We start from the raw sequence: 18380 nt of genomic DNA, 5'->3' as shown, positions 1-18380 counted from the left end.
GGTGTTCGGCTCCAGGGGGTCACTTCAGCAACGTCAAATCGCCAGGTTGAGGTCGGACCAGGGCCGCCGGGCAGATGCCGCGCCGGGTTCGGTCCGATGCCCGGGAGCTGAGCCAGTCGTCGAGTAGGGCCGCGGCCGTGGGTATCCGGCGTTCCTGGGTCGCGCGGGTCAACCGGTGTCCACCGTCGGCTTCCGGGGTGAGGGTCCACCGTTGTACGCCGACCTGGATCAGGTGCTGACCATCGGAGTCCACCGAGTACAACGCGGGCCCGCCGTCGGCCGTGGCCCGCCGCATCGCCTGCCAGTCGCTGTCGGTGCCGGCCACGGTCAGCCGCTTGGGCAACGGCCACGGCTTACAGACCGGGCTGGCCAGCCGGGTGAGCGCCCGGACCGTCGTTTCGCGTACGAACTCCAGGTCACACTCGCGCATGGCCTGCTCGAAGTAGCGGATCGCCTCGTCCAGGCTCGGGGTGCCGTCCAGCCGCATGCCGACCTCGACGCCGTTGGTCAGTCCGTGGCGAGCGTCGAAGTTGGCGGAGAACAACGCACCTCGTTTCCGGTCGGCGATCACGCCTTTCGCATGGTTCAGTCGGCAGGGCCGCAGCCGGACCCCCAGCTCGGCCAGTGCCGTGGCGTCGGCCCGGTGGGTGGACATGTTGTTCCGACCGCGTAGCAGCATGCTGACCCGTACTCCCCGGTCGACCGCCACCCGCAGCGGGTCGAGCAGCAGCCGGGGGTTGGCGGTCATGCTGTCCAGGCTGAAGGTGGCCAGCAGCAGTTCCTCCCGGGCCGAGTCGATCAGCTCCTCGATCGCCTCCTGGATGTGGTGCTCGTCGTCGAAGGTCCAGACGGGACCGGTGGCGCCCGGCTTCGGCGTGTCGACCCGGACCGCCCGGGAGGTGGCGGTACGCCCGGACACCACCGGATCGTCGCCGGGCGGCATCTCCCACCTTGCCCCCTGCCACAGTCGGGCGAACAGCCGGGCGAGCGTGTCCACATCCGCCGCGGCCCGCACCACCACACCGTTCTCGCCGGTCACGTCGAGGGCGTGAGTGGTCAGGTTGGCGCTGCTGACCAGCGCCACCTGATCGTCGACCACCGCGAACTTGGCGTGGCATCCCTCGTACCCGCGGACCCAGATTCCCTGGCGGGTCAGTTCCTCGAACCTCTTTTGTTCGGTCTGCTTGTCCACGGGCTGTTGGTCGTCGACCTCGTTGATGGCTCGGTTCAGGCTGCGGTCGTCCAGCGCCGAGATGACGTACACGCCGCCGTGGAGTCGTTCGGCGGCCCGACACAGTGCCGCCCGGACCTCCGCGTCGCCGAGGAAGAAGCTCGCGACGAAGACCTTTCGCCGGGCTCCGTCCAGCATTTCGACGAGTTCCTGCCGGATCGTCGAACCACCCCCGGCGTACGTCCAGCAGTGCCGGTACGCCGGGTCGGTCCCGTCAGCGGTTGCCGGGCCAGGAGCAGCCAGAGGAGCAGCCAGGAACGGCGTACGGGTGGGAACCTCGGGGCGGGCCAGGAAGTATGCCCCGGACACCGGCAGCGCACCGAGGTCGATCACGTCGTCAGCCGATGGCCTGGCCGGAGCGGTCGACGCGTCAGTCATAGTCGAAGTCCTCGGCGGCTCGCAGCGTGTACAACGGGGTGAAGTGGCGTCGCCGCCACAGCTCCGACCGCAGCTCGTCGACCGTGACCGCGGTCTCGGCCAGCTGGTGGATCTCGACCGCACCGGCCACCGCTTGCGCGGCGGTCCGCGGTGTCAGCTCGGAAAGGGGCGTCTCAAGCATGTGGTGGACGGCGTGGTCGAGGGCGAACAGCCCGGCGGCGGCCGGGTCGGCCGGGGCGAGCCGGGCGGGTACGGCCACGATCGCCTGCGCCGAGCGGATGCTCAGCCCGAGTGGGCGGCTGATCGGCAGCCCCTGGTCACCGAAGTACCGTGCCCCCTCGGTCGTCACCGTGAAGAACCGGACGGTGCGGTCGTCCAGCACGGTTGCCTCGGCCTGGCTGACCGGCGTCAGCGGGCGCAGCGCCCCGTCGAGGGCAGGGTAGAGGTTGCCGACGATTTCCGTGGTCCCGTTCCGGTACCCGTTCGTGTCTGCTCGATCGCGTTTCCGACGTACCCGTCGGTAAGTGGACTCTGAGTCGCCGATCAAACCTGCGACACCATCCGCACGGCTGGTAACGAACCCTTCATCGCCGCGACACACTTCGGCGGGCGGCCTCCTACCCGGATCAAGGGATTCGGCCGCGTTCGCGGTTTCGCAGGTCTTCGAGAAAGGGGGAGCGGCGCCTCGTACCGGCCCTGGTCGGGCCAGGTCCGCGCCGCAGCCACCGATGACGAACCAGCCGTGGGGGCAGCAGCGGCCCCCGTACCCCCACCACACCCAGCCCATGCCGCCCGTTCAGCCCGCGATGTACGGAAGCCCACCGCCGCGCCGTAGGCGGCTCGGCGTCGCCGGCATCATCGGCATCACCTTCGGTGTCCTTCTGATCAGTTGCTGCGGTATCGGAGCGGTCGGCGCCGCCCTCGATTCCGGCAACGATCCCAAACCGCTCGCTTCGGCCAGCACCGGCGCACCGGCGGCTCCGGCCGACTCCCCGACAGCGGCGGATGCCGCTTCCTCCACCCCGACGGACGGCACGTCCGCCCCGGCCGGCGCCACTCCGACGACGGCCGCACCGACCACGGCAGCCGGCCAGGTGAAGACGACACCCCGGCCGACCCAGACCACGCCACGGCCGACGAAGACGACGCCGCAGCCGAAGCGGACCACCGCACAGCCGAAACGGACGACCGCCGCACCCCGTACGACCAAGCCGACCGACAGTGTCCAGCAGGGTGTCCATCCCGGCGCGTTCTGCAAGACGGCCGGCGCGATGGGGAAGACCAAGACCGGCAAGCTCATGCAGTGCAAGAAGACGGCGGAGGATCCGAAACTCCGGTGGCGGGCAGCCTGACCGCAGGCGAGGTGGCGCCCTCCAGGGAGGGCGCCACCTCGGCTATCGCGCCAGCCAGGGCCAGGACTCGTCCCGGCCGGCCTCGATCAGCGGGATCATGCGGAACGTCGCGTCGGTCAGGCCACCGAACTCGAGCCGGTTCGGGCTGCCGGCCGCGAACGCCGCCGCCTTGTATCCGTTCAGGTTGAACCCGTACAGCGGCACGGTCGCCGGCACCTGCTCACCGACACCTCGGCCGTACAAACCATCCATCGTCTGCATGTCCGAGATCAGGAACACCCGGTCGTGCCGCTTGTACGTGGCCTGCAGCGAGGCGGCGATCTGCGTACCGTGACCGACCTCGCCGACCCGGCGGCAGAACGCATCGACCTCGCGGAGCACCGACGCGCCCTTGCGGACCTCATGCCGGAACACACCGTCGGCGAAGCCGTACAGGTGCACCTGCTCGCCCTTGGCCGCCAGCGCCACCCCGAACACGGCGGCGGCCTTCAGCGGGGTCATCGTCGACTTCGCCGAGAACGCCCGGCTGGTCATCGAGGCCGACGTGTCGACGAGCACCAGCGAGCGGCCGGGTAGCGCCGGCAGGTTGGCCAGCGACGCCTGGAGCGCCTGGTCGAGGGCGTGCCCCCACCGCAGCGACGGCGCCTGCTCGTACGCGGACAGCCACCGGAACGGAAACATCCGCGACCGGGCGACCTCGGCCGGGTCGGCGAACCGGGCCGCGACCCGTGCCGCCACCTCGTCGCTGACGCCGGCCTCGTCGAAGTTCCGCAGATTCCGGGCCAGGGCGAAGACCCCCATTGACGGCACCATCGCCTCCCACGCCCGCCGGTCCATGGGACCGTCGAGCCACCCCGCCAGGGCTTCCCACGTCATGCCGGCGTCGGCGAGCCGCTGCGGGTCGTCGAGTACGGCCCGACGCTGCTCGACCGGCAGCGCCCACAGGTCGGCCCGCCGGCGGATGACCGCCAGCTCGTCGGGGATGGCGTCGACGTGGTCGTGGCGCCGGTCGAGGGCGTGCCGGAACAGCGCCGACTGCCACGGCGCGGCCGGGGTGGGGTGGACGGTGTCGATGACGTCGGCGAACCGGTAGCCCTTGCTGTCGGTGTCGTACTTCAACATTGACCGCTGGTTGTACAGACGCCGTACGGCGTCGGCGAGCCCGTTCTTGACCGGGCCCGGCACCTTGCGACCGAACCGGGACCGCCAGTAGGCCAGGAACTCGCCGGGCTCGTCGGCCCGGTTGAGGGCGGCGTCGACCAGGGGCCGGTTGGCGCCGTGCAGGCCGGCGTCGAGGCGTGCCTTGACCGCCTCGGCTGCGGCGACGAGCGGCGCCGACCGCATGTTCGCGTCGCGGCGCAGCCAGCGGACGAACTCGGTCAGCCACTCGACGTCGGTGACGGCGACCTGGCGGACGAGGGTGGCGTACCGGTTGTCCCGGTCGCCGGCCTGCTCGTAGAAGGTGTCCTCGCTGACGAAGTTTGCCACCGCGAGCAGGAAAAGTTCGGACTTCAGGTCACGGCTGTGGCCGGGCGCGCCCTCGTGGGTACGGATGTCGGCGGTCGGCGACGCGGTGATCGGGCCGCGGCCGACAGCGGTCGTTGTCGCGGTGGTGTTGAACTTCGCCATGGGAACGCCCCTTTCCTTCGCAGCGGAGAGGCGTCGTACGGGGCGCACTGGGAGCCAGCCGAGAACCAGGCGGGCGAGGTGACATGTTGCTCCGGAGGAGCTCTACCACTTGAGCTACGCCTGACCGAGGTCAGATCGGCGAGACTCGAACTCGCAACCGCCTCATTAATTGGAAGTAACCCCACCCTGCGCACAGGCTGGCCGCCAGCGCGCCCCGTACGTGCCCCTCCGAGAACCGAACGACCGAGGCGACAGGTCTTTACCCAAAAAGAAGTAGCCCCGGTCTTCGCACAGGAGGTGCGTCCATGACGCTAATCGCCGTCCGCAAGGGGCGGCAAGGAGATTTGAGCGACGAGGCCGCGCCGGGCATGCCCGTATACGGTGGGTGCTGAAAGCAGGGCACACACGTGGGAGGAAGTGGGATCGTGCGTCTGCACGTCGGCTGTGCGATGTGGACCCACAAGTCGTGGCAGGGGCGCCTGGTGGCGCATCCGCTCCCGGCGCACGAGCGCCTGCGGCACTACGCGGGCTGGTGCAACGCCGTCGAGGGCAACACGACGTTCTACGCGACCCCGACCCGGGAGACGGTGGCCTCATGGGCGCGGCAGACCGACCCCGACTTCCGGTTCGTCGTCAAACTACCGAAGGTGATCACGCACGAACGCCGGCTCGGTGACGTCGAGGAGCCGCTCCGGGAGTTCCTGCACGCGATCGAGCCACTCGGCCCGCGCGCCGACGCCCTCTGGATCCAGTTGCCGGGGTCGTTCGGCCCCGCCGACGTGCCCGCTCTCGGCCACTTTCTGCGCCGGCTTCCGGCGTCGCACCGGTATGCGGTCGAGGTCCGCCACCCGGCGTTCTTCGACGATTCCCACTCGATAGCCGCACTCGAAGAAGTGCTCACCGCAGCGTCCGCCGAATGGGTTCCGTTCGACACCACCGCGTTCTTCCAGAGCCCGCCGACCACCGACACGGAACGGGAGGCGTGGACCCGGAAACCGCGGATGCCGCTGCGGACCGCCGCGCTGACCGACCGGCCGATCGTGCGGTATATCGGCCGCGACGACTCCGCGCGGACGGTCGAGGGCTGGCAGCGCTGGATCGACATTGTTGCCGGATGGCTGCGCGAGGGTCGCTCGCCGACGATGTTCGTCCATACTCCGGACAACGTCGACGCGCCGGTGCTGGCCCGCCGCTTCCACGACGACGTACGGGCGCGAATTCCCGAACTGGAGCCGCTTCCCGAGCCGATCCCGGTCGAGCCGCTGACCCTCTTCTGATCCGGCCGGCCGGTCAGGTTGCGCGTCGGGCGCCGTTCAGGGCCCGGATCAGCACGGCGTGGATGCGGCCGGGATCGGCTTTGTCGTCGCCGAGCAGGATGGCCGCACACAGGCCGTCGGCGACCGCGACAAGCGCCTCCGCGGCCTCGGGATCACTGGTACGCGTCCTCGCCAGCTCGGCGACGTTGTCCCGCCACCGGCGGGCCGCCGGCCGCAGGGCCGGTCGCCTTGCCGCCAGCGTGGACAGCTCCCGTTCGGCGAGGGCGCGCTCCCGCCCCGGGCCGGCGGTCTCGGCGATGAGTTCGGCCAGTCCGCGCAGCTTGTCGCCGTCGTGGTCGATGATGTGCCGGATCCGTTCGGTGTAGGCGTCGGCCACGCTGGTCAGCGCCGCCACCAGCAGGTCGTCGAGGCTGGCGAAGTAGTAGGTGGTCAGGCTCGTGGGGATGCCGGCCTCCCGGGCGACCGTACGGTGGGTCACCCCGGCGGCGCCGTCGCGCTGCACCACGGTCAGGGTCGCGTCAATGATGTCGGCCCGGCGCTTCTGGCCCCTGGCCCGGCGCCCGTCCGTGGTGGGTTCCTCGTCGCCCATGCTTCCTCCCGGGCATTCAGGCTACCCACCGCTAATGCTCGGATTCGCCGATGGGCGCGATGTGCCGCAGCGTGACGGCACACACGATGGTGATCGCGGCGATGGCCAGACCGGCGACGAGGGCGGCGGAGTTCAGCCCACCGGTGAACGCGGCCTGCGCCTGCGTGATGGTCGCCGCGGGCACCTGGTCGGCGACGGACAGGGCGCCGGCCAGACTGTCCGTCACCGCCCCGGCGACGTCCGGGGCCGTGTCCGGCGGTACGTCGACCCGGGCGCGGTAGACCGCGGTGGTGAGGCTGCCGAGCACCGCCACGCCGACGGCGATGCCGAGTTCCTGGACGGTTTCGGACATGGCCGCCGCGGAGCCTGAGTTCGCCGGTGGTGCGGCACCGACGACGATGTCGGTGCCCAGTGCCGCGATGGCGCCGAGGCCGAGGTAGACGAAGGCGAACCCGGTCACGACGGCGGTTCTGCTGTCGGCGCCGGCGGTGGCGAGGAGTCCGTATCCGGCCAGCGAGACGCCGAGTGTGGCGGCCATGACGGTGCCGGGTCGTACATGCCTGGCCAGGATCGGCGCACCGATCGCGGCGGCAAACATGGCCAGCGCGGGTGGTCCCATCCACAGGCCGGCGACGGCGGGGGAGAGACCGTCGACGAGTTGCAGGTACTGCGTGACGAGGAACATGGCTCCGCCGACGCCGACCAGGCCGATCAGCAGCACCGTCAGCGCGGCGGAGAAGGCCCGGTTGCGGAACAGCGTCATCTCCAGCAGCGGGGCCGGAAGTCGCCGCTGCCGGCGGACGAACGCGGTCGCGGCCAGGATCGCGGGGAGTATGGCGACGGCGTGCGCGTCGATGCCGTACGCGGCGATGTGCTTGACCGCGTAGACGAGCGGCAGCAGTGCGGCCAGTGACAGGGCCACGCTCGGTAGGTCGATCCGGCCCCGGTGCGGGGCGGTGTATTCCGGTAGGAGAACCGGGGCGCCGGCCAGCACGACGACGGCGATCGGTACGGCGAGGAGGAAGGCAGCGCCCCACCAGAAGTGGGCGACGAGGGCTCCGCCGACGACGGGGCCGGCGGCCATGCCGAGCGCGAACATCGTCGCCCAGACGCCGATCGCCACCGCCCGCTGGCGTACGTCGGCGAACATGTTGCTGATCAGCGACAGCGTGGACGGCATGAGGGTGGCTCCGGCGATTCCCAGCAGTGCACGGGCGATGACGAGCAGGGCGGGGCTGGGGGCGAACGCCGCGAACACCGAGACCGCGCCGAATGCCGCGACGCCGATCATCAGCAGGCGCCGCCGGCCGATCCGGTCGCCGAGGGTGCCCATCGTGATCAGGAAGCCGGCGATGAAGAACCCGTAGGCATCCATGATCCACAGCGTCTGGGTGGCGGAGGGCTGCAGGTCGGCGGCCAGGCTCGGCAGTACGAGGTACAGCACCGTGACGTCCAGCCCGAGCAGGACGGTCGGCAGGGCCAGCAGGCCCAGGCCGACCCATTCCCGTGCTCCGGCGCGTGGTTTCCCAGTCGTGTGCATCCGTCCTCCCGCCATAGGCAAAGTACCTGCACGATCGTACAACTAGAACGATCGTGCAAGTATCTTGCTGTGGGGAAGGACGGCTACAGGCGCGCCACCTCGGCGTAGTTGAGCACGTCGGTGGGGAGCGGCCCGGCCGAGGCGACGGCGCCGAGCACACCGACCGCCGCCGTCAGCGCCGCCCGGTAGAGCAGCGACCCGCAACTGATCCGGGCGACGCCGAGCCCGGCCAGTTCGGTGACCGTCGGCCCGTCCGGCGCGATCAGCACGTTGAGCGGTGCGTCGACCGCAGCGACCAGGGCCCGGATCGTGTCCGGCGTCCGCAGACCGGGCACGAACACCCCGTCGGCGCCCGCCGCCACGTACGCCTCGAGCCGCCACACCGTCTCGTCGTACGAGCCCCGTCCCAGCCAGTACGTGTCGGTGCGGGCGTTGACGAACAGTCCCGGCGCCGCCGCCTTGATCGCGACGATCTTCGCGACCTGAAGGCTCGGCGGGCCGCCGGCATCCTCCAGGTTGATTCCGGCGACGCCGTAGCCGGCCAGCGTCGCCGCGACCCCGGCGACCTCCGCCGGGTCGTCGCTGAACCCGGCCTCGACGTCGACGGTGACCGGGCAGGGCAGCTCCGCCAGCAACCGGGCGAGCGCGAGCGTCTCCGCCCGGGACGCGCCGACCCCGTCCGGCCGTCCCGCCGCGGCCGCCACGCCGAGGCTGGTCGTGCCGACGGCCGCATGGCCGGCCGCCGCGAACAGCTTCGCCGACGCGACGTCCCAGGCGTTCGGCAGCAGCAGCGGCGCACCGGGCCGATGCAGTTCGTGGAAGTTCATCCGCGCACCCCTTTCCGGCACGCCGGCCGCACCGGCCGGCCGAGGACCCACGCGCCGAGGCTAGAACCGGGACGGTTCGGTGCCGGCCGAAACGTCGTACCCGCAGGATGGGGTGATGACCACGGACCCGCCGCTGGCCGCGCTGGCCGGCCTGCTCGCCGACGCGACCCGGGCGACCTTCTGCCTGGCGCTGCTCGACGGCCGGGCCTGGACCGCCGGCGAACTCGCCCGCCACGCCGGCGTGGCCCCGTCCACGGCGAGTGCCCACCTGACCCTGCTCGTCGACGGCGGGCTACTGGTGCAGGAGCGGCAGGGCCGGCACCGCTACGTACGGCTCGCCGACCCGGCGGCCGCCCAGTTGATCGAGGACCTGGCCGCGTACGCCGCCCCGGCGCCGCCGCCCCGCACCCTCAAGGCGGCGGCCCGCGAGCGGGCCAGTGCGAAGGCCCGCACCTGCTACGACCACCTCGCCGGCCGGCTCGGGGTGGCGGTCACCGACGCGCTGCTCGACGCCGGCTGGTTGCAGCAGCGGACCGGGTTCGCGCTGACCGACGCCGGGCTGCGCCAGCTGACCGACCTGGTCGGCGAACTGCCGGCCGGCCGACGCCCGCTGGTCCGGGCCTGCCTCGACCACACCGAGCGTCGGCCGCACCTGGGCGGGGTAGCCGGCGCGGCCCTGTGCCGGCACGTGCTCGACCAGGGCTGGGCGGTACGGATCGGCACCGGCCGGGCGCTGCGGGTCACCGACCCCGGCCGGGCGGCACTGCGCGACCTTCTCGGCCTCGAAGCACCCTGACCGAGAGGTCAGTCGCCGCCGAACCGGGGCCGGGCCCCGTACCACAGGTAGCTCGCGGAGCCGGCGACGAACAGGGCGACGGCGACCGCCCAGGACGCCTCGACGCCGGACGGCTGCACCGGCCAGGCCCAGATTCCGGCCGCCCCGCCGACCTGGCGCGGCACCGCCCCGTAGACCGCGCAGACGTATCCGAACGCCGGCAGCCAGGCCAGCCTGGCCCCGAGCAGTACGGCCGCCCCGGCGACCAGCCCGACACAGCCGAGGGTGTTGCGCAGCAGCGCGTACGCGCCGAACACCTCGGGCGCGTGCAGCCCGGTCAGCGCCAGCGGGGTGCCGATCACGACGACGGCCGCCAGCACGTGGCCGGCCCGCCAGTGCCGCCACGGTGCCGGGGTGCCGCGTTCGAGTTCGTCGCCGGCACCGGCGAGGGTCGGGGCGAGCAGCAGTGCGCCGAGCAGCGGGGTGAGGGCGACCACCGGTATCCGGGCGGCCGGCCCGTCGAAGTACGGCCGGCTGATCAGCCAGCTGCCACCGGCCCAGGCCAGTGCCGTGACGACGACCAGGCCGGCGGCGAACGCCGGGCCGCCGCGGGCCCGCAGGTGCAGCAGGAGCAGCCGGCCGGTCACGGCACCCGCGCCAGTTCGCTCAATCGGGTGAGATCGCAGACCCGGCTGGCGGCGAGGTATTCGGCGAACCAGGCCCGCTGCTGCGGCATCGGCCGGGCCAGCAGCCGGTCGATGGGCACGTCGCCGTACGGGGGCTCCTGGTGCAGCCACGAGCGGGCCAGCATGGTCGCGTCGTACACGCCCTGGTCGTGAGGGCCGTCGCCGCAGTAGAACGAGAGGAAGCCGTCGGTGCTGGCCCGCAGCCAGTCCAGGCGTTCGAGCCCGCCGAACGCCTTCGACTGGCCGTCGAGGCCGACCCAGATCGTCCCGTCGTCGTCGACCGTCGAGTGCCCCGGCGGTGCCGTCACCGCGTCGGCGGCCCGCCACGGCGCGCCCGGAATGCCGTCGACGCGGCGCAGCACCGGCTGCACCACCGCCGCCACGTCGTCGAGCAGATACGCGTTGATCCGGGCGACACACACCTGCGGACCCTCCACAGTGCACACCGGCTCGACCGCCGCCAAATCGGTCCGAAAATGCCGGGGAAGTGGCCCGGTGACGATCGGTACGACGGACGCGGCGGCCAGCGCACCGCAGACCAGCGCCACCCATATCCGCCGCGCGGCAACCGCCAGCAGCAGCGCGGTCAGGGCCACGAACCAGGCCGTCTGCCGCAGATGTGTCCCGTCAGGCACCAGCCGCTCCACGCCCCCATAGGGAAGGCCCGGCGTAAGCCAGGCGCCGGCGCCCACCGGTAGGTAGGTGGCGATACCGAGCCCCACATACGCGGCCAGCCCCGCTATCGGAGCGGCCACCCGTAGCGGCACGAGCCGGCCGACGAGAACCCCCAGCGCGCTCGCCGTCCACAGCGCCAGCACACCGACGGCGAGCGTCCACCACCAGTCCCCGCCGACGTAGGTGGCCAGCCGGCCGACCAGCACCGCCGCACCGGCCAGCGCGGCGAGCAAACCGGCGGTGCCGGCGAGCGACACCGCCAGCCAGCCCACCAGCATCGGCTGCCAGGCCGGGCGCGCCGTCGAGGCGAGCAGGTCGCCGATCTGCCGCCGCCGCTCCCGGCCGGCCTGCCAGGCACCAGCCGCCACCATCAGGGCGACCAGGATCAGCATCGACTGCCGGACCCACGACGCCAGCCCGGCCCAGCGCCCGGCCCAGTCGTCCTGGTGCACGGCGAACATCCAGACGCTCGCGCCGAACATCACCAGCGCCGCCGCCGGCGCCGTACCGCGCAGCAGTTCGACCCGCAGCTGCCGCCTCACCGGCGTACCCCCCGGGCGTCGCGCAGCGCGGCGCTGTAGCCGCGCTCGATGGGCGAGTCGCCGCTGCCGGGGCCGGCGCCGAGCGCGGCGAGTTCGTCCGGCGTACCGGTGAAGACGAGCCGGCCGCCGTCGACGAGGCTGACCGTCGCGCACGCCGACGCGACGTCCTCGACCAGATGGGTGCTGACCAGCACGCAGGCGTCGACACCGACCTCGCGCAGCAGTGCCCGGAAGTCGACCCGCTGTTCCGGGTCGAGGCCGGCGGTGGGTTCGTCGAGCAGCAGCAGCCGCGGATCGTTGACGATGCCCTGGGCGATCCCGGCCCGGCGCAGCATGCCGCCGGAGAGGTGCTTCATCCGGTCGTCGGCCCGGTCGAACAGCCCGACCCGCTCCAGTGCCCGGTCGACCGCGAGCGGCACCCCGGCCGGCGGCATCTCCTTGAGCCAGGCGAAGTACTCGACGAACTCGCGGACGGTGAAGCGGGGGTAGTAGCCGAACGTCTGCGGCAGGTAGCCGATCTGGCGCCGGACCTGACGCAGTGCGGCGGTGTCGGCGACGTCCCGGCCGAGGAGGCGGATCCGGCCGGCGTCGGGGCGGGCCACGGTGGCCAGCACCCGCATCAGGCTGGTCTTCCCGGCCCCGTTCGGGCCGAGCAGCCCGTGTACGCCGGTGCCGAGATGCAGGTCGAGGCCGTCGAGCACCACCCGGTTGCGGTAGCCGATCCGTACCCCTTCGACGGTGACCGTCATCGAAACGCCTCTCTGCGTGTCGTCCGTACGAGGAAGAGCCCGGTGGCCGCCGCCAGCACGGCCAGCCAGAGCGGGCCGGCGGCCGGGACGACCAGCCACTGCGGCCCGGAGGCGGCGAGAACCAACAGTGCCCAGCCGCCCGCCACCAGCGCCGCCGCCCGGACCGGGGCGATCAGCGACCCCAGCCCGAGCGCCAGCCCGGTCAGCGCGAGGGACGGCAGCAGCCACATCGCCGGTACGCCGATGCCCGACGCGGCGCCCGCCGCGAACGCGACGGGAACGGTGACGGCGAGCACCGACAGGGTGCGCCACAGGACGATCCGCAACCCGCCGTACGGGCTGGCCGCCACCATCTCGTGCAGCGGATCGGTGTGCGGCCCGTAGGAGGCGGCGACACCGAGCACCGGCAGCACCGGTGCGATGAGCAGCAGCAGCCACGGCCGGATCAGCAGCGGGTCGAACGCCGCCCCGACCGCCAGCCCGAGGGTGGCGGCGACCGAGACGAACCAGGCGACCCGGGCCGCCGGTGCCGCGCCCAGCAGCATCATGCTCCGGCGCCACCTGGTGCCGGGACGGACCCGGCCCTGATCGGGCAGCACCGCCAGCAGTTCGGCGGCCGCCGGGACGTCGAACGGGAGCCGGGACCTGCACGCCGCGCACCGGTCGAGGTGCGCCTCGACCGACCAGGCGTCGGTGTCGGCCAGCCGCTCCCGCGCGTACGCCCGCAGCACCGAGTCGTCGAGGTGGAAGCCGCTCACGACAGCGCCGCCCGCAGCGCCCGCCGGGCCCGCAGCGCCCGCGTCTTCACCGTGCCCTCCGGCAGGCCGAGCACGACGGCGGCCTCCCGGACCGTCAGGCCGTCGAGGACGGTCGCCTGCAGCACCGCCCGCAGCTCCGGTGCCAGGCTGCGTAACGCGACCTCCAGCCGGGCGTCGTACGTGTCGGTCATGGCTTCCTCCTCGGCGGACGGTGACCAGGTCAGCAGGGCCTCGTCGGGCAGCTCGACGGTCTGCGGGCGGACCTGCTCGCGGCGGCCGGCGTCGATCAGCCGCCGGACGGCGATCGACCACACCCAGCCGACGACCTCGCCGTCCCCGCGATAGCTGCCACCCGCCCGCCAGACCGCCAGGAACGTCTCCTGGAGCAGTTCACGGGCGAGTTCGGGGTCGCGGCAGCGCCGCCGCAGGCGCAGCGACAGCCACGGCGCGTGCCGCGCGTAGAACGCCTCGAACGCCCGGCGGTCGCCCCGGCCGACACGGCGCAGCAGCTCCCCGTCGCCGATCTCGGTCACACCAGGTAAGGACGTATGGCCAGCGGAAACGGTTCTCGGCATCCCCCGGTCAAGGGATCCGGGACGTCGGCTAACCCTCCGGCAGTCGGGCCATCGCCGCCCCGAGCTGCGCCCGGCTGGAGATACCGAGCTTGCGGTACGCCCGGGCCAGATTCGCCTCCACCGTCTTCGGACTGATGAACAACGTGTCGGCGATGACGCGGTTGGTCCGCCCCGACGCCGCCAACCGGGCCACCCGCAACTCGGTCGCCGTCAACTCGGTCGGCGCCGCCACCCGCTCACCGACCCGGGCCAGTTCGGCCCGTGCCCGCTCGGCGAACGCCCCGGCACCCATCGCGACGAACTCGGTCACGGCCGACTCCAGCGCCTCCCGTGCCTCCCGCTTACGCCGTGCCCGCCGGTGTGCCAGGCCGGCGACCAGCAGACACCGGGCCCGGTCCAGCGGCAGGACATCGGCCGGCACCCCGTCCCGCGCCGCCTGGAGGTCGGCCAGCGCGGCGGCGACGTCGCCACCGGTGGCACCGGCCAGCAGCACCCGGCTACGGGCCAGCCCCAACGACGTCCACGGCCGGGGTAGCCGGGAGTGCCGCCCGGCCAGCCGGTCCAGTGCCACCCGCGCCTCGTCGAGAGCACCGGCACCGACACACGCCTCGATCCAGTCCGGCTCGAACCGCAACGCGATCGGCTCGGCGATTCCCTCGCCGGCCAGCATCCGCGCCAGGTCGCCGTACGCGGCGGCGGCGTCGGCCATGCGTCCGGTCGACAGGGCGACGAACGCCCGCAGCTGCGTGTGGATCCGCCGCGCCCACGGGTCGTCGAGCCGGTCCGCGTGCCGCAGCCCGGCCTCGGCCACCAGCCGGGCTCCGTCCAGCTCACCCCGGCAGGCGGCCAGCGTCGCGGCGAGCCACGTCTCGCCGACCAGCCCGGACCCGACCTGGTCACCGAGGTCACGGGCGGCCGCGATGTGCTCGGCGGCGGCCGCGAACCGGCCGGCGAACAGCTCGGTCTCACCCAGGTGGCAGAGCACCTCGTGCAGCAGCGGCTCGTCGCCGCGCGCCGACGCGTACCGGCGCATGTCGTGCAGCCGTGCCCTCGCCCGCGTGTGGTCGTCGACCGCCTTCCACCAGATCGCCGGGATCGTCCCGCTGAGCCGCGACGGGTGACCGTCCTCCAGCTCCAGCGCCCGGTCCACCAACTCGGGCCGGGGCGGCAGTCCGGCCCGTACCTCGTGGAAGAACAGTTGCAGCAGGGCGGCACAGACCAGCTCACGGTCACCGCCGGCGGACAGGATCGACAGCGCCGCCCGGGCGTGCCGCCGCCCGCCCTGCGGGGCGTCGTTGAACAGGCTCAGGTGGGCGTGCAGTTGCCCGGCGGTCCGGCTGTCCGCCGGCACGGCCGAAAGCCCTCGCCCGGCGTACGTCACCGCCCCGGCCAGGTCGTCGGACGACCAGGCGACCACGGCCCGCAACAGCAGCGCCTCCGCCCGCAACTCACCCGTCCCGGCCGCCGCGACCGTCGCCGCCGCCGTGTCCGCGGTGGCGTAGTCCCCGCTGTCGAAAAGGCAGTGCGCGGCCGCGAGCCGCCGCCCGTCACGGTCCACCGGCGCCTCCGGCGGGGTGAGCCGGGCGGCCTGCTCGTACAGCCCGGCCGCGAGGTCCGGCGCACCCCGTGCCCGCTGCCGCCCCGCGGCGGCCGCCAGCTCGGCCGCGACCGCCGCGTCGGTGGCGTCAGTGCACCGGGCCAACTGCCTGGCCCGCTCGTCGGGGTCGGTGACGGCGGCGGCCAGCCGCCGGTGCAGCCGGCGCCGGATTCCGGCCGGGATGCCGGCCCGCACCGCCGCCGCGTACGCCGGGTGGGCGAAGACCAGCCCGGTCGCGTCGACGGTCAGCAGACCCGCCTCCTCGGCCGGGTCGAACGCCGCCGCCGACGTCCCGGCCGCGACGAGGTCGTCGAGCGTGGGTACGGCGAGCAGCGAGGCCAGCCGTACCGCGTCGCGGCTGTCGGCCGGAAGTGACCGCAGCAGGTCGGCCAGCAACTGCTGGATGGATGCCACGACCGGCAGGTCGTCGCCCGGTCGCGGCGGCTCCGGCAGCCGCAGCACCGCCCGCGCCAACTCGATCGCCAGCAGCGGGTTGCCGCCCGCGTCGCCGGCGATCCGGGCCAGCAGCGGCCGGCTGAGCGTACGGCCCAGCCGCTGCCGCAGCGTGTGGTGCAGTGCGCCGACGCCCAGCGGCGCCAGCGTGACCCGTTCCAGGTCGTCGCCGGCCGGGCCGGTGTCGAGGCCGAGCGGGGTGGCCGCCGGCCCGGCGCCGTCGGTGCGGCTGCATGCCAGCAGCGCCGGCCGGGGCACCAGCCGGCGCAACGCGAACCGCAGTGCCCGGGCACTCGGCGGATCCAGCCACGGCGCGTCGTCGACCGCGACCAGCACCTTCGCCGGCCCGGCCAGCGCGCCGGCCAGCAGCGACCGGGTCGCGGCACCGACCGCGCGTTCGTCGATGGCCTCCTCGGTGGCCGCCGCCAGCAGGATCACCTCGGCCGCGACCCGCTGCGGCGGCGGCAGCCCGGCCACCAGGTGCGCGCACGGGCGCAGCAGGTCGGCGAGCGCGGCGTACGGCAGTGCCCGCTCCGTCTCGGTCGGCGCGCACGCCAGCACCAGCCAGCCTTCGGCCCGGGCCCGCCCGGCCAGCGCCCGCCAGACCGCGGTCTTGCCGATCCCGGCCGGACCCTCGACCAGGACGGGTGTGCCGGCCGCCAGCCGCCGCCACGCCTCGTCGAGGGTCGCGTCCCGGCCGAACACCGCGGTCGCCATGGCGCGATGATGGCACGGCCGCGCCCGGGCGGGGATGGGTCAGACCGGCGGTTTGCCGCAGATCGGACTGTCGGGGATGGTCTCGCTGGCGGTGTAGACCTCCTTGCTCGACCTGATCCCGGATTCGGCCTTGATGGGCGGGATCTTCAGCGACGTGACGGGCTCCAGCAGGCTCAGGAACTTGTTGATCACTTTGACGACCGGTTCCAGGATCGAATACCCCACGCCGAAGACCGCGTGCACACCGATCCCGACCCCACGGCACTGCGCGTACGGGGCACCGAGCGCCGAACCCAGCGTCTGCCCGTACTTGACCTGCAGTTCGAAGTAGATCCCGGCCTTGAACAGGTAGGCGTTGATGCCGATCGTGAACCGGATACCGTGCTCGATCACCAGGCCCATGACGCCGACCGGAACCCCGGTGAGCGAGTTGATCAGGCTCGACTTCCGCTGGAAGTTGTGCGACACGCGTGGCCCGAACGACCCGTCGCGGTAGCCGAAACCGAGCGACCCGGCCAGCGAGAACTCACCCGAGCCCTTGATCGTGCCGAGCTTCGCGCCGAACGCGGTCCGGACCCCGAGCGTCTGGCTGACCGTGAACGACAGCGGAACGCCGGCCACCTGCCCGATCGGGAACGAGAAGTCGGCGGCGATCGGGAACTCCTTGCGGTGGTTCTGCCCGTCCTGGATGCCCGCCTCGAACTCGACCTTGATCCCGAACCCGCCGCTGACCTCCAGCTCGGCCCGGCTGACCCGCCCGGCGCCGATGCTGAGGTGGAACGTCGCGTCCGGCCGCCGCGAGGTGAGCGTCACCGTGCCGACCAGCCGCACCCCGCCGTCGTCGTATTTGAAGTGGGCGCCGACGCCGTCGGTACAGCACGACGAGAACACCGAATACCCGTGTGACTTCGTGTCCGCCCCGCCACCGCGCTTCGGTGGCGGCGCGACCGGCCGTTGCGCCAGCACCGGGGCCCGCAACGGCCGTACGGCGACGCTGCGGCCGAACGTGCTCGGCGCGGCCGGCTCCTCTTCGGACCAGAACGGCTCGCCGGCCGCATAGACCACCGGGTCGGACAGGGTCACGTCCCGCTGCTCGAACGTGCCGTCGCGGATCACCTCGGTGATGTCCACCGGACCGATGGTCACCAGCAGGTCGTCGCCGTCCGGGGCGATATCGAGCACCCGGCCGACGCCGCGCCCGGTGACGAACATGACCTCACCGGGATCCAGGTCGGCCGCGTTGCGCGCCTTCGCGTCGATCCGCCAGGTCAGCCCGTCGTCGGTGACCGACCGCACCGACCGGCCGCCGTCACCGACGACGACCACGTCCGGCTGGAACGTCACGTCGGCGTCGCGGGCCGGCGCACCCCCGTACCGCAGGTCGTCCTCGCCACCGGGTGCGCCCCCGGAACCGCCGCCGGAACAGCCTGACACGGCGAGCAGCACGGTGACGGCGGCGGCGAGTACCGTACGGCCGCGCCGGGCCCGCGACGCGCTCACAGCCGGCCGGCGGCCGACCGGGCCGCCTGCTCCAGCCGCTTGTTGTTCTCGGCGTCGTCGGTCAGCCGGACCAGCCGGATCGCGACCCACACCCCGCCCTTGCTGAAGAACACCGTGCCGTTCTCCAGGTGCGCCTCGTCGCCGATGCCCGACAGCGCGGTGAACTCGTGGCCGAGTTCGCGGTCGATGTCCAGCATCTTCTTCGCCCCGTCGCCGACGTAGACCTCCACCTGTGCCGTCGGCCCGGTCGGCGCCCCGGTGTACGTGCACGTCTCCCGGATCGGCACCGGGTCCTCGAGCTTGGCGTCGGCGAGCGTCTCCGCCTCGGGCTTCGGCAGCAGCGCGCACGGGTCCGGCAGGTCCGCGGCCGGCGGCTTCCCGGAGGTCTCCTCGACGGTCGGCTCGTCCAGCGGCGACGTCACCGACGGTTCGGCGACCGGCACCTGTGGCGCCGAACTTCCGCAGCCGAGTGTGCCGGCGAGCACGAGCGCGGTCAGGCCGAGCAGGGAGAGGGTCTTGCGCATCGTGGC

17 protein-coding genes are annotated in these 18380 nt (G+C 73.0%); 3 read left to right on the top strand and 14 right to left on the bottom strand.

Annotated features, from left to right (window positions below; translation table 11 throughout):
* Positions 1–19 precede the first annotated feature (19 nt).
* Together AB0I42_RS12490 and AB0I42_RS12485 are read right to left on the bottom strand one after the other, a co-directional pair.
* Positions 20–1609 carry a phosphatidylserine/phosphatidylglycerophosphate/cardiolipin synthase family protein gene (locus AB0I42_RS12490; RefSeq protein WP_357536745.1) on the bottom strand — a complete coding sequence of 530 codons (1590 nt, stop codon included), beginning with the start codon at positions 1607–1609 and terminating at the stop codon, positions 20–22.
* Positions 1602–2156 (bottom strand): hypothetical protein, encoded by a 555-nt coding sequence (locus AB0I42_RS12485; RefSeq protein WP_357536743.1) that lies wholly within the window; start codon positions 2154–2156, stop codon positions 1602–1604. Before AB0I42_RS12485 ends, AB0I42_RS12490 begins: the two co-directional genes overlap by 8 nt.
* Positions 2157–2337: 181 nt before the next feature.
* On the opposite strand from AB0I42_RS12485, the gene AB0I42_RS12480 reads away from it, so the two are divergent.
* Positions 2338–2961, top strand: coding sequence for a hypothetical protein (locus tag AB0I42_RS12480; RefSeq protein ID WP_357536741.1), 624 nt, complete (start codon positions 2338–2340; stop codon positions 2959–2961).
* Between the two features lie 42 nt (positions 2962–3003).
* Here the strand turns inward: AB0I42_RS12480 and AB0I42_RS12475 are convergent, their stop codons facing one another.
* Positions 3004–4590 carry a TROVE domain-containing protein gene (locus AB0I42_RS12475; RefSeq protein WP_357536740.1) on the bottom strand — a complete coding sequence of 529 codons (1587 nt, stop codon included), beginning with the start codon at positions 4588–4590 and terminating at the stop codon, positions 3004–3006.
* A 449-nt stretch (positions 4591–5039) separates the two neighbouring features.
* Here AB0I42_RS12475 and AB0I42_RS12470 point away from each other — a divergent pair, with 449 nt between their 5' ends.
* Positions 5040–5867: a DUF72 domain-containing protein gene (locus tag AB0I42_RS12470; RefSeq protein WP_357536816.1), complete on the top strand. Its 828-nt coding sequence runs from the start codon at positions 5040–5042 to the stop codon at positions 5865–5867.
* 13 nt (positions 5868–5880) lie between these two features.
* Here AB0I42_RS12470 and AB0I42_RS12465 read toward each other — a convergent pair whose 3' ends face one another.
* The 3 genes from AB0I42_RS12465 to AB0I42_RS12455 all read right to left on the bottom strand — a co-directional run bounded on the left by AB0I42_RS12465 (position 5881) and on the right by AB0I42_RS12455 (position 8874).
* Positions 5881–6456 carry a TetR family transcriptional regulator gene (locus AB0I42_RS12465; RefSeq protein WP_357536738.1) on the bottom strand — a complete coding sequence of 192 codons (576 nt, stop codon included), beginning with the start codon at positions 6454–6456 and terminating at the stop codon, positions 5881–5883.
* A 31-nt stretch (positions 6457–6487) separates the two neighbouring features.
* On the bottom strand, positions 6488–7996 hold the full coding sequence (locus tag AB0I42_RS12460; protein ID WP_357536736.1) for an MFS transporter: 1509 nt from the start codon (positions 7994–7996) through the stop codon (positions 6488–6490).
* 83 nt (positions 7997–8079) lie between these two features.
* Positions 8080–8874 (bottom strand): isocitrate lyase/phosphoenolpyruvate mutase family protein, encoded by a 795-nt coding sequence (locus AB0I42_RS12455; RefSeq protein ID WP_357536734.1) that lies wholly within the window; start codon positions 8872–8874, stop codon positions 8080–8082.
* 64 nt (positions 8875–8938) lie between these two features.
* Here AB0I42_RS12455 and AB0I42_RS12450 point away from each other — a divergent pair, with 64 nt between their 5' ends.
* On the top strand, positions 8939–9619 hold the full coding sequence (locus tag AB0I42_RS12450) for a helix-turn-helix domain-containing protein (RefSeq protein ID WP_357536732.1): 681 nt from the start codon (positions 8939–8941) through the stop codon (positions 9617–9619).
* Between the two features lie 8 nt (positions 9620–9627).
* Here AB0I42_RS12450 and AB0I42_RS12445 read toward each other — a convergent pair whose 3' ends face one another.
* From AB0I42_RS12445 to AB0I42_RS12410, 8 genes are all read right to left on the bottom strand, one after another.
* A complete protein-coding gene (locus AB0I42_RS12445) occupies positions 9628–10245 on the bottom strand; it encodes a hypothetical protein (protein ID WP_357536731.1) in 618 nt (205 codons plus the stop codon).
* Positions 10242–11501, bottom strand: a complete 1260-nt coding sequence (locus tag AB0I42_RS12440) for a hypothetical protein (protein ID WP_357536730.1) — start codon at positions 11499–11501, stop codon at positions 10242–10244. Before AB0I42_RS12440 ends, AB0I42_RS12445 begins: the two co-directional genes overlap by 4 nt.
* Entirely contained in the window at positions 11498–12250 is a 753-nt protein-coding gene (locus AB0I42_RS12435) for an ABC transporter ATP-binding protein (RefSeq protein WP_357536728.1), read from the bottom strand. Before AB0I42_RS12435 ends, AB0I42_RS12440 begins: the two co-directional genes overlap by 4 nt.
* A complete protein-coding gene (locus AB0I42_RS12430) occupies positions 12247–13008 on the bottom strand; it encodes an anti-sigma factor (RefSeq protein WP_357536726.1) in 762 nt (253 codons plus the stop codon). Before AB0I42_RS12430 ends, AB0I42_RS12435 begins: the two co-directional genes overlap by 4 nt.
* Positions 13005–13541 (bottom strand): RNA polymerase sigma factor, encoded by a 537-nt coding sequence (locus AB0I42_RS12425; protein WP_357536725.1) that lies wholly within the window; start codon positions 13539–13541, stop codon positions 13005–13007. Before AB0I42_RS12425 ends, AB0I42_RS12430 begins: the two co-directional genes overlap by 4 nt.
* Before the next feature lie 70 nt (positions 13542–13611).
* Positions 13612–16350, bottom strand: coding sequence for an AAA family ATPase (locus AB0I42_RS12420; RefSeq protein WP_357536724.1), 2739 nt, complete (start codon positions 16348–16350; stop codon positions 13612–13614).
* 39 nt (positions 16351–16389) lie between these two features.
* The gene (locus AB0I42_RS12415; protein WP_357536722.1) at positions 16390–17850 is read right to left on the bottom strand and encodes a hypothetical protein; all 1461 of its coding nucleotides are present in this window, start codon (positions 17848–17850) and stop codon (positions 16390–16392) included.
* Positions 17847–18374 carry a hypothetical protein gene (locus tag AB0I42_RS12410; RefSeq protein ID WP_357536720.1) on the bottom strand — a complete coding sequence of 176 codons (528 nt, stop codon included), beginning with the start codon at positions 18372–18374 and terminating at the stop codon, positions 17847–17849. The genes AB0I42_RS12415 and AB0I42_RS12410 overlap by 4 nt, the downstream gene beginning before the upstream one ends.
* Positions 18375–18380: the final 6 nt, after the last annotated feature.

The sequence above is a fragment of the Polymorphospora sp. NPDC050346 genome, from assembly GCF_040655695.1.
Lineage (GTDB): Bacteria > Actinomycetota > Actinomycetes > Mycobacteriales > Micromonosporaceae > Polymorphospora > Polymorphospora lycopeni.
The sequence above is the reverse complement of the archived record's forward strand: the minus strand, read 5'-3'. Positions and strand labels throughout refer to the sequence as shown.